Genomic DNA, 13272 nt, shown 5'->3' on the forward strand with positions numbered 1-13272 from the left:
GTCTTCCCCCGCCGCAGGCCCACCCCGCCCCCGCCGGACCGGCACCTGGTCGCCGGCTGACGACCCCCGCTGCCCTACCCTGGACCCATGGACTACGTCTCCGCGCTCCTCCCCCCGGTCGTCATGGCCGCTCTCTTCATCGGCGTGATCCGGGTGATCGTGAAGACCCAGGGCGGCGCCAACAAGACCAAGGAGGACGCCGCGGTCGACGCGGCCCTCGCACGGGTGCAGGGCTCCCGGCCCGCCCCGGAAACCGAAGCCTGACGAAGCCTGACCCCGATCCCCCCCGGCGTACGACCCGAGGTCGTACGCCCTTTTTGTTCACGTTTGCCGATGATCATGCCGTCCGGCACGCCATTGCCGGGATCCGCCACTATTGTTCTGAGTTGTGCCTCGCCCCTTGGGAGAACTCGAAGACGCGGTCATGACGCGGGTGTGGAAGTGGAACCGCCCGGTGACCGTTCGGGAAGTCCTGGAAGATCTTCAGAAGGAACGGTCCATCGCGTACACCACGGTGATGACCGTTTTGGACAATCTCCATCAGAAGGGCTGGGTGCGCCGAGAGGCGGAAGGCAGGGCCTATCGATATGAGGCGGTCTCCACTCGCGCCGCCTACGCCGCCGCGCTGATGAACGAAGCGTGGTCGCAGAGCGACAACGCCGCCGCCGCTCTCGTCGCGTTCTTCGGCATGATGAGCGAGGAACAGCGTCAGGCCCTCACCGACGCGGTCCGCATCGTCCAGCTCCCGGAAACCCCCGCCGACGAGAACCCCGGCTCCGCGGAGGGCCGGAGCGGACGATAGCGTCCACGCATGTGCGCAGCCAGCCCCGAAGTCCCCGCAAAAGCCATCACGGTCCGACGGGCCCGCACCAGCGATGTCCCCGCCGTACGCCGGCTCCTTGACGCCTACGTCCGCGAGCGCATCCTGCTCGACAAAGCGACGGTGACGCTTTACGAGGACATCCAGGAGTTCTGGGTCGCGGAACGGGACGACAACGCGGAGGTGGTCGGCTGCGGCGCCCTGCACGTGATGTGGGAGGACCTCGCGGAAGTCCGCACTCTCGCCGTCAAGCCGGGCCTGAAGGGTGCGGGCGTCGGGCACCGGTTGCTGGAGAAGTTGCTGGAGACGGCCCGCCGGCTCGGTGTTCGGCGCGTATTCTGCCTGACCTTCGAAGTGGACTTCTTCGGCAAGCACGGCTTCGTGGAGATCGGTGAGACGCCCGTCGACACCGATGTGTACGCGGAGTTGCTGCGCTCCTATGACGAGGGCGTCGCGGAGTTCCTCGGCCTCGAACGCGTGAAACCGAACACCTTGGGCAACAGCCGGATGCTTCTGCATCTGTGATCTGCGGGCGGTGCCCTATGTCCGAAACGCGCATGTTTCCGTGCCGGGTGCGGGCAGCGGGTCTCCGCCAGGGGTTTGTGTTTTTCCGGCAAAAGCGGTTTGCTTTCCGGAGTACTGCAGTACTGGATATAACAAGGGGCGGCGATACGGCGGACGCCGGCACACCCCGGCCCTCAAGTTATCGATGAAAGGAAATCCGGTGGCACAGAAGGTTCAGGTCCTTCTTGTCGACGACCTCGACGGTGGCGAGGCGGACGAGACCGTGACGTTCGCGTTGGACGGCAAGACGTACGAGATCGATCTCACCACCGCCAATGCGGACAAGCTCCGTGACCTTCTCGAGCCTTACGTGAAGGGCGGTCGTCGTACCGGAGGCCGTGCTTCGGGCGGACGCGGAAAGACGCGCGCCGCTTCCGGCGGCAGCCAGGACACCGCGGCCATCCGCGCGTGGGCGAAGGAGAACGGTTACGAGGTCAACGACCGCGGCCGCGTCCCCGCGTCCATCCGCGAGGCCTACGAGAAGGCCAACGGCTGACCGTCGGCCCGTACGGCGGCGGCCGCGCCCGCACGCCGCAGCCGGACCCGGTGGATCTGCGTCGCCACCGTGTTCACCAGCCGCACGAGATCCGGGGGGCCGTCACCGTCCCCCCTCCCACCACCCCTCGTGCCCATCGCCGACAGCGTCGGCAGCGAGGCCTCGGCCCCGCGTCCCGGCTCGGGGGGCCGCACCCACACGGCGGCCCCCTGTGATCCACCGCGGCCCGGGGGGAGCGGCCGGGGGGCGGAGCCGGCATCGCCGCCGACGACGGCGCCAGGGGGGCGGGGGGCGTCCATGAGACCTCCCGTGCCGATCGCCACCAGGTCCAGCTCCAGCGAGCCCCAGTCCAGCCACTCCAGCAGCCCCGGCAGCTCCTCCGCGCTGCCCGCCGCCACCAGCAGCCGCATCCGGCCGCCTCCCAGGGCCACCGGGAACCCCCGTCCGGGAGCCGCCGAGCGCCCCAGGTGCTCCAGTGCCGCACGGCCCGCCTCCGCGGGCACGTCCAGGACGTCGAAGCGCACCCCCGCCGCCAGCCGCACCGGAGCCCCGGGCACCGTGGGCCACCCCAGCGCGTCCTCGTACCAGAGCCGTACCTCGTCGTCGCCCGGTGCGGGCGACCGGCGGAGGAACGGAGCTGTGGGGGCGATGGTCCGGACCATGCCCGGCGCAACGCTTCCGCACCCTCCGGGTTACGCCGGGTGTTCGCGCGCGAGCGGAGGGTGTCGGTCAGGGGGGCGTACGGGGGCGCGGGGAGGCGCAAGGTTGTTCGCCCGTAGCGGAGGGAACCCGTGCACTCGGCATGGACTGTCCGTGGCAGCGGGTAAGACATCCCTAGTGGGAGGGGGCGACACGCAGGGCGGGACGTCTTCCGTTCGCCACGGGCGTACTGGCGAAGGGGGTAACTGCCTGGCCTGCGGGAACATCGTCTCGCACCATCGGGTTGGAGCAGATGTCGGCGTGAGCGGGGTCAGGAGGCCATCGACGGTGTCGGCAGTTGGAATGAGCGGTCCCCGCTCGCGGGACTAAGCTGCGGAAGGACAGGGAGGGGAAGTTCCCCCCACTGCCTGACCGCTCTGAGGAGCGATTAACGATGTTCGAGAGGTTCACCGACCGCGCGCGGCGGGTTGTCGTCCTGGCTCAGGAAGAAGCCCGGATGCTCAACCACAACTACATCGGCACCGAGCACATCCTCCTGGGCCTGATCCACGAGGGTGAGGGTGTCGCCGCCAAGGCCCTTGAGAGCCTCGGGATTTCGCTCGAGGCGGTCCGCCAGCAGGTGGAGGAGATCATCGGGCAGGGCCAGCAGGCCCCGTCGGGTCACATCCCCTTCACCCCCCGTGCCAAGAAGGTCCTGGAGCTCTCGCTCCGCGAGGCCCTTCAGCTGGGCCACAACTACATCGGCACGGAGCACATCCTGCTCGGCCTGATCCGTGAGGGCGAGGGCGTCGCCGCCCAGGTCCTGGTCAAGCTGGGCGCCGATCTGAACCGGGTGCGGCAGCAGGTCATCCAGCTGCTCTCCGGTTACCAGGGCAAGGAGACCGCCACCGCCGGCGGTCCTGCCGAGGGCACCCCCTCCACGTCCCTGGTCCTCGACCAGTTCGGCCGGAACCTCACCCAGGCCGCTCGTGAGTCCAAGCTCGACCCGGTCATCGGGCGCGAGAAGGAGATCGAGCGGGTCATGCAGGTGCTGTCCCGCCGTACCAAGAACAACCCGGTGCTGATCGGTGAGCCCGGCGTCGGCAAGACCGCCGTCGTCGAGGGCCTCGCCCAGGCCATCGTCAAGGGCGAGGTGCCCGAGACCCTCAAGGACAAGCACCTCTACACCCTGGACCTCGGCGCCCTGGTCGCCGGCTCCCGCTACCGCGGTGACTTCGAGGAGCGCCTGAAGAAGGTGCTCAAGGAGATCCGCACCCGCGGCGACATCATCCTGTTCATCGACGAGCTGCACACGCTGGTCGGTGCGGGTGCCGCCGAGGGCGCCATCGACGCCGCGAGCATCCTCAAGCCGATGCTGGCCCGCGGTGAGCTGCAGACCATCGGTGCGACCACGCTGGACGAGTACCGCAAGCACCTGGAGAAGGACGCGGCCCTGGAGCGCCGCTTCCAGCCCATCCAGGTCGCGGAGCCGTCCCTGCCGCACACGATCGAGATCCTCAAGGGCCTGCGCGACCGGTACGAGGCGCACCACCGCGTCTCCATCACCGACGAGGCCCTGGTGCAGGCGGCGACGCTCGCCGACCGCTACATCTCGGACCGCTTCCTGCCGGACAAGGCGATCGACCTGATCGACGAGGCCGGTTCCCGGATGCGCATCCGCCGGATGACCGCGCCGCCGGACCTGCGCGAGTTCGACGAGAAGATCGCCGGCGTCCGCCGCGACAAGGAGTCCGCGATCGACTCGCAGGACTTCGAGAAGGCCGCCTCCCTGCGCGACAAGGAGAAGCAGCTCCTCGCCGCCAAGGCCAAGCGGGAGAAGGAGTGGAAGGCCGGCGACATGGACGTCGTCGCCGAGGTCGACGGCGAGCTGATCGCCGAGGTCCTCGCCACGGCGACGGGCATCCCGGTCTTCAAGCTCACGGAGGAGGAGTCGTCCCGCCTGCTGCGCATGGAGGACGAGCTCCACAAGCGGGTCATCGGCCAGGTCGACGCCGTCAAGGCGCTGTCCAAGGCGATCCGCCGTACCCGTGCCGGCCTGAAGGACCCGAAGCGTCCCGGTGGCTCGTTCATCTTCGCCGGCCCGTCCGGTGTCGGTAAGACCGAGCTGTCCAAGGCGCTCGCGGAGTTCCTCTTCGGCGACGAGGACGCGCTGATCTCCCTCGACATGTCGGAGTTCAGCGAGAAGCACACGGTCTCGCGTCTCTTCGGTTCGCCCCCCGGCTACGTGGGCTACGAGGAGGGCGGCCAGCTGACGGAGAAGGTGCGCCGCAAGCCGTTCTCGGTCGTCCTCTTCGACGAGGTCGAGAAGGCCCACCCGGACATCTTCAACTCGCTGCTGCAGATCCTGGAGGACGGTCGCCTGACCGACTCCCAGGGCCGGGTCGTGGACTTCAAGAACACGGTCATCATCATGACGACCAACCTCGGCACCCGGGACATCTCCAAGGGCTTCAACCTGGGCTTCGCCGCCGCGGGTGACACGAAGACCAACTACGAGCGCATGAAGAACAAGGTCCAGGACGAGCTCAAGCAACACTTCCGGCCCGAGTTCCTCAACCGCGTCGACGACGTGGTCGTCTTCCCGCAGCTCAGCCAGGAGGACATCCTGCGGATCGTCGACCTGATGATCGACAAGGTGGACGAGCGCCTCAAGGACCGGGACATGGGCATCGAGCTCTCCCAGTCCGCCAAGGAGCTGCTGTCCAAGAAGGGCTACGACCCCGTGCTGGGCGCCCGGCCGCTGCGCCGGACCATCCAGCGGGAGATCGAGGACACGCTGTCGGAGAAGATCCTCTTCGGCGAGCTGCGTCCCGGTCACATCGTGGTCGTGGACACCGAGGGCGAGGGCGAGTCCCAGACCTTCACCTTCCGCGGTGAGGAGAAGTCGGCCCTGCCCGACGTTCCGCCGATCGAGCAGGCGGCCGGCGGAGCCGGCCCGAACCTGAGCAAGGACGCGTAGGCGCCGCGCTCGGCCTGAACGGAGAAAGGGGTCTGCCCCGGGACGCGTGTCCCGGGGCAGACCCCTTTCTCCGTGGCCGCTGCCGGTTCAGGACAGCTGACCGCCGTAGTCCGGCAGCTTGAACGTCTTCTCGGCGTGGCCGCCCGACAGGTCGGTGGCGCTGTTGCCGATGTTGGCGATGATCGTGTATCCCTTGGCCTCGATGCCGGCGCGCTGGGCGGTCTTGTAGTCGGCGACGTTCTTGAACAGGTCGAAGAACCCGCGGACGTACAGGCCGGCGGACTCGTAGCCGACGCGGTCGAGGTTCCAGTCGGTGGGCGCGTGGATGATGCCCGGACGGGCGGTCACGAAGAACACGGCGACGCCGTGCTCCTGCGCGTACTCCGCGGCCTCCAGGACCGGCTCGTTGGCGGGCTGCGGGAAGCTGAACCCGAAGTCGGTCTCCAGCGCGGTGTTGTCGACGTCGAGGACGATCGCCTGTTTCTCGCCCGGCCGGGCGTCCCCGATCCGCTGCTTCAGATAGGGCAGGGCCTGGTCCATGACCGCCCGGCAGTCCCGCTGCCAGGTGCCGTAGTCGACGTCCGCCGCGGTGGCGGACGCCACCGGGGAAACGGCCGGTGAGGCGGGGGTGGTGGCCTCGGCCGGTGCGGCCAGGGCCACCAGGGCGGCCGCGGAGACGGCGGTGACCGATGCGCGGATCGGCCAGGAGCGGCGGCTTCTCATCTCGTGGGGGTCCTCTCACGTCCGTAAAGCTGCCAACGTGTCGTGTGCATGCTCGTCTGCGAGGGTGACGCGAGGTGAACCGTAGGGTTACCGGATGGTAGGCGACTAGAGGCCTGCGCCACATTTGTGGAATGGCCGAACCCGGTCGCCGGTGACATGCCGCACAGGCGTTTTGTCCGGTACTAGCGGGAATAGTGGCTAAAGCACTCATACAAAACGGACATTTGACTCGGCGTCTCGATCGATCAGCTCTAAATGGGGGGTTTCGCCCTGTAGGAGTGCTGTGTCAAGAGACGTGCATCTCAGTGCATATCTACGATTTTCCGTCGTAGGTCACACCTTTGCGCCGTTATGGGCGGAGGGGCTACCAATGAATCACCACCGAGGCGCGGATCCGTCCGCCGGGTGGTTTTCCTCTGCCCCCTCCTGATGAGGTTCGTATGTCCCAGCGCGTCACGTCCCGTTCCTTCCGCACGTCCCGGATCCGCACCCGCGCCGCCGTGCTGGCCGCCGGACTGGGGGCCTCGGCCGTGATGGGAGCCGGGGTCGCGGCCGCCGCCGACACCACGGCCGCGACCGGCGTCGCCGACGCCGTCCAGGCGCAGGCCGCCGCCCAGGCCAAGGCCGCGAAGGCCCAGGCCGCCCAGGCCGAGAAGGCCGCCCAGGCGAAGGCCGCGAAGGCCGCTCAGGCCAAGAAGGCCGCCCAGGCCGCCGCCAAGAAGCAGGCGTCCTGGATCGACCCGGTGAAGAGCTACAAGCTCTCCGCGAGCTTCGCCCAGAACGGCGGCATGTGGGCGCACAAGCACAGCGGCCAGGACTACGCCGTCCCGACCGGCACCGAGGTGATGGCCGCGCACGGCGGCACCGTCGTCAAGGCCGGCCCCAACGGCGCCGGCGACGGCCCCGCGTACGGCAACGCCGTCGTGATCAAGCACGGCAACGGGACGTACTCCCAGTACGCCCACCTGTCGCAGGTGAACGTGAAGGCCGGCCAGGTCGTCAAGACCGGCCAGAAGATCGCCCTGTCCGGCAACACCGGCAACTCCAGCGGTCCGCACCTGCACTTCGAGATCCGCACCACCCCGAACTACGGCTCCGCCGTGGACCCGGTGCAGTTCCTGCACTCCAAGGGCGTGACCGTCTGACCCGTGCGGACGAACAGCGCCTAAGCGCCCCCGGATCCCCGGTGGGCCTGGGTGATCAGATCGATGGCGACCTCGAGGACGGCCTTGCGCTTCTCCTCGGGGTCGCTTTCGACGTCCTGCAGGACGTGCATCCCCGCGTGCATGGTGAACAGGGCGCTGACGCAGCGCACCTGGTCGACCAGGTCGGCGTCCGGGTCCATGAGGATGTCGCGCAGCCCCAGCATGCGGGTCTTGAACATCTCGCCGATGCTCAGCTCGCGGATCGTCGCCTGGTTCTCCTGCATGAAGCGGAAGAGCGGGGCCGCGCCCGCCAGCGCCTCGCTGTACCGGCGGATGATCTCCTGCTTGGTCTCCAGCGAGTGCGGCTGCCGCCGCCCCCACTCGATCAGGTCCTCGATCGGCCGCGAGAGGTCCTCGAAGATGCCGACGAGGATCTCTTCCTTCGTCTTGAAGTGGTAGTACAGCGCCGCCTTGGTGACGTCCAGGCGCTCGGCGATCTCGCGCAGCGAGGTCTTCTCATAGCCCTGCTCGGCGAAGAGTTCGAGCGCCACGTCCTGGATGCGCTGGCGGGTGTTCCCGCGGCGCCGCTGTCTGGTGCCGTCCATGGTGCCGCCCATCCTCCTACTCGACCCCTCTTGACGAAAACTTACTTGACGCCCGGCTAGTTGCGCGACTAGCTTCCCGGTGTAGTCAACTAGCCGGTCGGCAAGTAAGTAGGAGTGGTCACGTGACCGTGGCCGGGGGAGAAGAGAACATGGCGGACACACCAGCGGCGGGGGCCGTGGAGACGGACACCGGCAGACAGCCGAAGAGCGTGCGGGTGGTCCTGCTCGCACTCATGATCGCGATGATGCTCGCGATGCTCGACAACATGATCATCGGTACGGCGATGCCGACGATCGTGGGCGAGCTGGGCGGACTGGAGCACCTGTCCTGGGTGGTCACCGCCTACACCCTGGCCACCGCGGCCTCCACCCCGGTCTGGGGCAAGCTCGGCGACATGTACGGGCGCAAGGCCACGTTCATGACGTCCATCGTGATCTTCCTGATCGGCTCCGCGCTCAGCGGCATGGCCCAGAACATGGGCGAGCTGATCGCCTTCCGCGCGGTGCAGGGCCTGGGCGCCGGCGGTCTGATGGTCGGCGTCATGGCGATCATCGGCGACCTGATCCCGCCCCGGGAGCGCGGCAAGTACCAGGGCATGATGGCCGCCGTGATGGCGCTGGCGATGATCGGCGGGCCCCTGGTCGGCGGCACCATCACCGACAACTGGGGATGGCGCTGGTCCTTCTACATCAACCTGCCGCTCGGCGCGATCGCGCTGGCCGCCGTCGGCGCCGTCCTGCACCTGCCGAAGAAGCGGGCCGAGGCCGGCATCGACTACCTCGGTGTCGCGCTGCTGACCGTCGGCATCACCGCCGTCGTGCTCGTCACCACCTGGGGCGGCACGGAGTACGCCTGGACCTCCGCGCGGATCATGGAGCTGATCGGCCTCGGTGTCGCGTCCCTCGTGGGCTTCGTGTTCTGGCAGACCCGGGCCGCCGAGCCGGTGGTGCCGCTGCACATCTTCCGCAGCCGCAACTTCACGCTGATGTCCGTCATCGGCTTCATCGTCGGCTTCGTGATGTTCGGCGCGACGCTCTTCCTGCCGCTCTACCAGCAGTCCGTGCAGGGCGCCTCCGCCACCAACTCCGGCCTGCTGCTCCTGCCGATGCTCGGCGCGATGCTGGTCACCTCGATGGTCGCGGGCCGGGTGACCACCCACACCGGCCGGTACAAGATCTTCCCGGTGCTCGGCAGCGCGCTGATGATCGTCGGCCTGTTCCTGCTATCCACGATGGACACGGAGACCTCCCGCCTCACCTCCGGTGTCTTCATGGCCGTGCTCGGTCTCGGCATGGGCTGCCTGATGCAGATCACCATGCTGGTCGCGCAGAACAGCGTGGAGATGAAGGACATGGGCGTGGCGTCCTCGTCCACCACCCTGTTCCGCACCCTCGGCGCGTCCTTCGGCGTCGCGGTCATGGGCGCGCTGTTCAACGACCGGGTCCAGGACGGCATGGCCGAGCGTGCCGGTGCGCTGGGCTCCAAGGTGACCGAGCAGTCCGCCCAGCTGGACCCGACGAAGCTGGCCGAGCTGCCGGCCGCGGTCCGTGAGGCCTACCAGCACGCGGTCTCCTCGGGCACCCACTCGGCGTTCCTCCTGGGCGCCGTGGTCGCGGTGCTCTCGCTGGCGGCGGCGGTGTTCGTGAAGGAGGTCCCGCTGAAGGGCGCGGGCCCCCGGAAGGAGGACACCGACGACGGCGCCCCGGCCCCGGCGGCGGTGACCGAGCCCGTCTGACCCTCCGCGCTGTCGGCGGAGCCGTTCGGTCACTGTGCCAGGACCGGATGGCTCCCGGTGTTCGTCGGCGCGTGTTCGGGCAGCCACAGCACGGCGACCGCGCCCTCGGCCGGCACGTCGTCCGACGCTCCCGCCGGGCGTACGTTGCGGAAGGTCAGCCGTGCGCCCAGTACCCGGGCCTGCCCCGCCGCGATGGTCAGGCCCAGCCCGTGGCCCTGGCCGGCCCGGTCCGCGCTGCCGGTGCGGAAGCGGCTCGGCCCCTCGGCGAGCAGGGCCTCGGGGAAGCCCGGCCCGTGGTCGCGGACCCGGATGACCCGGCCCTCGACGGTGACCTCGATGGGGGGCCTGCCGTGCCGGGCGGCGTTGGCGAGCAGGTTGAACAGCACGCGCTCCAGGCGCCGCGGGTCGGTGGTCACCTCCGACTCGTGCACCACCCGCACCGTGACGTCCGGGTCCTTCGCCCGGACCCGCCGGGCGACGAACTGGCCCAGCAGGATGTCCTGCAGTTCGGCCCGTTCGGACGCGCCGTCCAGCCGGGCCACCTCCAGGACGTCCTCGACGAGGGTGCGCATCGCCTTGGCCCGGTCCAGCACCAGCTCGGTCGGCCGGCCCGGCGGCAGCAGTTCGGCGGCGGTGAGCAGGCCGGTCACGGGGGTGCGCAGCTCGTGCGCGATGTCGGCGGTGACCCGGCGCTCGGCCTCCAGCCGCTGCCGCAGCGCGTCCGCCATGGCGTCCACCGCGCTGGCCAGGTCGTCGGTCTCGTCCCGCACCACCCCGCCGATGGCCTCGCGCACCCGGACGTCCGTCTCGCCCTTGGCGACCCGGTTGGCGGCCGTGGCCGCCTTCCGCAGCCGCCGCGACAGGTGCCCGCCGATGAGCACCCCGAGCGCGCTGCCGCCCAGCACCACCGCGATGGAGCCGATCACCAGGGCCTGGTCGAGGTCCTTGAGGATGTTCGAGCTGCGGTCCGTGAAACCGGAGTGCAGGGACATCACGTGCCCGTTCTTCAGCGGCACCGCCGCCCAGATGTCCGGCGTCCCGCCCGGCCGGTCGGCCACGTAGGTCGCCCGCCGGCCCCCCTCGACCTTCTCCCGCAGCTCCCCGGGCAGCTCCGGGTCGTCGATCCTGGTGTTGGGGAAGTTCAGCCGCCCCGACAGCTCGTAGTTGCGCTGGGCGATCAGGATGCGCTCGTCCGCCAGGTCGCGCGCGTTGTCCAGCATCGACACCCGGGCCGCGTTGTGCACGACCAGGCTCAGCGCGATCGCCACCAGCGCACCGACCAGCGCGATGGCGGCGCTGAGCTTCCACCGCAGACCCGTACCTATGCCCGCCCGGTCGACGGACGCCGCCACCAGGCGCCGGAAGTACCCCCGCATCGGCTTCTCTCAGGCCTTCAGTTTGTAGCCGAAGCCGCGGACCGTCTCGATGCGGTCCTGGCCGATCTTCGCACGCAGCCGCTGCACGTGGACGTCCACGACCCGGGTGTCCCCGCCCCAGCCGTACTCCCACACCCGTTCGAGCAGCCTGTCGCGGGAGAGCACGGTGCCCGGCGCCGCGGAGAACTCCAGCAGCAGCCGCATCTCGGTCGGCGTCAGCGCCACCGGCGCGCCCGCCCGGCGCACCTCCATGCCCCCGGTGTCGACCACCAGTTCGCCGAACGCGAGCACACCCCCGTCGCCCGGTCCCGCCGCGTCCTCCCGGCCGCCGTTCGCGCGCCCGAAGCGGCGCAGCACCGCGCGGATCCGGGCCACGAGCACGGCACTGTCGAACGGTTTGGTCACGTAGTCGTCGGCGCCCGCCTCCAGGCCCAGCACCACGTCGATGGCGTCGGCCCGCGCCGACAGCATGATCACCGGCACCATCGACTCGTCCCGGATGCGCCGGCACAGGCTGACCCCGTCGAGCCCGGGGACCATGACGTCGAGCAGCGCGATGTCGGGACGGTCCGCGCGGAACGCCTCCAGGCCCGACAGCCCGTCGGGCCTCGCGGTGACCGCGAAGCCGTCCCGCTCCAGGGTGAGCTGGGTGGCCTCGCGGATGACGTCGTCGTCCTCGACGAACAGGACGTGGGTCTGGTCTGCCATCCCGGTGCTCTCAGTCCTCGTGTGATCTCGGATCGGTGCGGACGTGCTTCTTCCGTCCCCCGCACGGACGCGGGGGCCGCGTCGCGGGTTCACCCGTTCATCGGTCCGGGCGGCCCCGCCGGTTCACGCCGTGAGCCATGTCTCAGCCGGCGGGCCTCGGTGACGGCTCCGAGCCGGCCACCTGTCCGTAGTCGTTGTGCGTGCGGTACTTCTCGGTGAACCGGCCCGAGCCCCAGCGGTACGTGATCACGTTCTCGCCGGACGGGCTCGACACCGGGTCGCCCCGGTCGTACACCTGCTTGGTCACCACCAGCTCCCCGCGGTCGATCTCCGCGTACACCGGGGGCTCCTCGGCCGAGAACACGTTCACGTACGCGCCGTCCTGCTCGCGGTACACATACGTGCCGATGCCGACCGCGTCCCCGCAGGTCAGCACGTTGACGACGACGTCGTCGACGGCTCCTCGGGTGAGATCGCCGTAGCTCACGTCGACGGGGTACTCATCGGCGACGCACGGCCGCAGCTCCCGCTTGAGCTCCGCCGAGACCGCCGGGTCGGCCTTGACCAGCCGGACCGCGTCCACCCGGTCGGGGGTTCGCGAGGGCCGTGCCGACGCTGCCGCGGCGGGGGCGCTCGCCACGGAGTCCGCGTGCGCCGGGCCCTCGTCCCGCGCGCCGGTGCCGCCCGTGCCGCAGCCGGCCGCGAACAGGACGGCGGCGGCGAGCACGGTCGTCGCCGTGCTCGCCGCCCGGGCGGTGGTCCGGGCCCGTGCGGGTCCCGCACCGGTCAGGCCGCGCAACGCTCCCGCTCCTCACGCTCCAGCGCGCGTGCGTCCAGGTCGCGCGCCTGAAGCTCCTCGCGGAGCCGGGCGAGCGCCCGGTGCAGCGTGCTCTTGACCGTTCCGGCCGACATGCCGAGGGCGGCGGCCGTCTCGTCCGTGGACATCTGCTCCCAGTGTCGCAGCACCACCACACTGCGCTGCTTCGGGGCGAGGACCTTCAGGACGTCCATCAGCAGGGCGCGGTCGGCGTGCTGCTCGGTGGCGTCGTCCACACAGGCTTCCGGGAGCTGCTCGGTGGGCACCTCCTCCAGCTTCCGGGCCCGCCACCACTCCGTCCGCGTGTTGATCATGACCCGGCGCAGATAGGCGTCGGCCAGCCGCTTGTCCTCGATGGTCTCCCAGCGGCCGTACGTCCGGGCCAGCGCGGTCTGCAGCAGGTCCTGCGCGTCGACGGGGTCCGGGACCAGGCGGCGGGCGCTGCGCAGCAGCGCGTCCTGCCGGGTGCGGACGTACTCCTCGAATGCGAGCACCTCGCCCCGCGCCATGTCCTGCGCCATGGTGAACCGCCTCCCGCTCCCCGTGCCGGCCCGCCCGCGCGGGCCGGTTGTCCTGCTCGTGTTCCGTCGTCTGCGTGCCCTCGTCGAGCACGTGATCGAAGGTACGGAGGCGTTGTCACGGCGCTGTCCGAAGCAGCCTGCG

The 13272-nt window shown here is 69.9% G+C and carries 14 protein-coding genes; 7 read left to right on the forward strand and 7 right to left on the reverse strand.

The window, feature by feature from the left end:
* The first annotated feature begins 87 nt into the window (after positions 1 to 87).
* From ADK41_RS41275 to ADK41_RS31230, 4 genes are all read left to right on the forward strand, one after another.
* Complete coding sequence (locus ADK41_RS41275) at positions 88 to 264, forward strand: hypothetical protein (RefSeq protein ID WP_030835989.1); 177 nt, start codon at positions 88 to 90, stop codon at positions 262 to 264.
* A 124-nt stretch (positions 265 to 388) separates the two neighbouring features.
* Positions 389 to 802 (forward strand): BlaI/MecI/CopY family transcriptional regulator, encoded by a 414-nt coding sequence (locus tag ADK41_RS31220; RefSeq protein WP_073936751.1) that lies wholly within the window; start codon positions 389 to 391, stop codon positions 800 to 802.
* 9 nt (positions 803 to 811) lie between these two features.
* A complete protein-coding gene (locus ADK41_RS31225; protein ID WP_030835994.1) occupies positions 812 to 1345 on the forward strand; it encodes an amino-acid N-acetyltransferase in 534 nt (177 codons plus the stop codon).
* A gap of 199 nt (positions 1346 to 1544) precedes the next feature.
* Entirely contained in the window at positions 1545 to 1880 is a 336-nt protein-coding gene (locus tag ADK41_RS31230) for a histone-like nucleoid-structuring protein Lsr2 (RefSeq protein WP_030835997.1), read from the forward strand.
* On the opposite strand, the gene ADK41_RS31235 is transcribed toward ADK41_RS31230, so the two are convergent.
* Entirely contained in the window at positions 1859 to 2542 is a 684-nt protein-coding gene (locus tag ADK41_RS31235; RefSeq protein ID WP_030836000.1) for an SCO3374 family protein, read from the reverse strand. The genes ADK41_RS31230 and ADK41_RS31235 overlap by 22 nt on opposite strands.
* A gap of 431 nt (positions 2543 to 2973) precedes the next feature.
* Between ADK41_RS31235 and ADK41_RS31240 the strand changes: the two genes are divergently transcribed.
* Positions 2974 to 5499, forward strand: coding sequence for an ATP-dependent Clp protease ATP-binding subunit (locus tag ADK41_RS31240; protein WP_030836002.1), 2526 nt, complete (start codon positions 2974 to 2976; stop codon positions 5497 to 5499).
* Between the two features lie 87 nt (positions 5500 to 5586).
* On the opposite strand, the gene ADK41_RS31245 is transcribed toward ADK41_RS31240, so the two are convergent.
* Positions 5587 to 6222 (reverse strand): HAD family acid phosphatase, encoded by a 636-nt coding sequence (locus tag ADK41_RS31245; protein WP_030836004.1) that lies wholly within the window; start codon positions 6220 to 6222, stop codon positions 5587 to 5589.
* A 440-nt stretch (positions 6223 to 6662) separates the two neighbouring features.
* On the opposite strand from ADK41_RS31245, the gene ADK41_RS31250 reads away from it, so the two are divergent.
* On the forward strand, positions 6663 to 7367 hold the full coding sequence (locus ADK41_RS31250; protein ID WP_030836006.1) for a M23 family metallopeptidase: 705 nt from the start codon (positions 6663 to 6665) through the stop codon (positions 7365 to 7367).
* A 20-nt stretch (positions 7368 to 7387) separates the two neighbouring features.
* Here ADK41_RS31250 and ADK41_RS31255 read toward each other — a convergent pair whose 3' ends face one another.
* A complete protein-coding gene (locus ADK41_RS31255) occupies positions 7388 to 7984 on the reverse strand; it encodes a TetR/AcrR family transcriptional regulator (RefSeq protein ID WP_030836008.1) in 597 nt (198 codons plus the stop codon).
* 137 nt (positions 7985 to 8121) lie between these two features.
* On the opposite strand from ADK41_RS31255, the gene ADK41_RS31260 reads away from it, so the two are divergent.
* Positions 8122 to 9708, forward strand: coding sequence for an MDR family MFS transporter (locus ADK41_RS31260; protein ID WP_030836011.1), 1587 nt, complete (start codon positions 8122 to 8124; stop codon positions 9706 to 9708).
* A 29-nt stretch (positions 9709 to 9737) separates the two neighbouring features.
* Here the strand turns inward: ADK41_RS31260 and cseC are convergent, their stop codons facing one another.
* From cseC to ADK41_RS31280, 4 genes are all read right to left on the reverse strand, one after another.
* Positions 9738 to 11084: a two-component system sensor histidine kinase CseC gene (gene cseC / locus ADK41_RS31265; protein ID WP_030836014.1), complete on the reverse strand. Its 1347-nt coding sequence runs from the start codon at positions 11082 to 11084 to the stop codon at positions 9738 to 9740.
* Positions 11085 to 11093: 9 nt separating this feature from the next.
* Positions 11094 to 11792, reverse strand: a complete 699-nt coding sequence (gene cseB, locus ADK41_RS31270; protein WP_030836020.1) for a two-component system response regulator CseB — start codon at positions 11790 to 11792, stop codon at positions 11094 to 11096.
* 142 nt (positions 11793 to 11934) lie between these two features.
* On the reverse strand, positions 11935 to 12591 hold the full coding sequence (locus ADK41_RS31275; protein WP_030836024.1) for a hypothetical protein: 657 nt from the start codon (positions 12589 to 12591) through the stop codon (positions 11935 to 11937).
* A complete protein-coding gene (locus ADK41_RS31280) occupies positions 12579 to 13118 on the reverse strand; it encodes a SigE family RNA polymerase sigma factor (protein WP_030836027.1) in 540 nt (179 codons plus the stop codon). The genes ADK41_RS31275 and ADK41_RS31280 overlap by 13 nt, the downstream gene beginning before the upstream one ends.
* Between the last annotated feature and the right edge of the window lie 154 nt (positions 13119 to 13272).

It is taken from the genome of Streptomyces caelestis (assembly GCF_001279005.1).
Taxonomy (GTDB): Bacteria; Actinomycetota; Actinomycetes; order Streptomycetales; family Streptomycetaceae; genus Streptomyces; species Streptomyces heliomycini.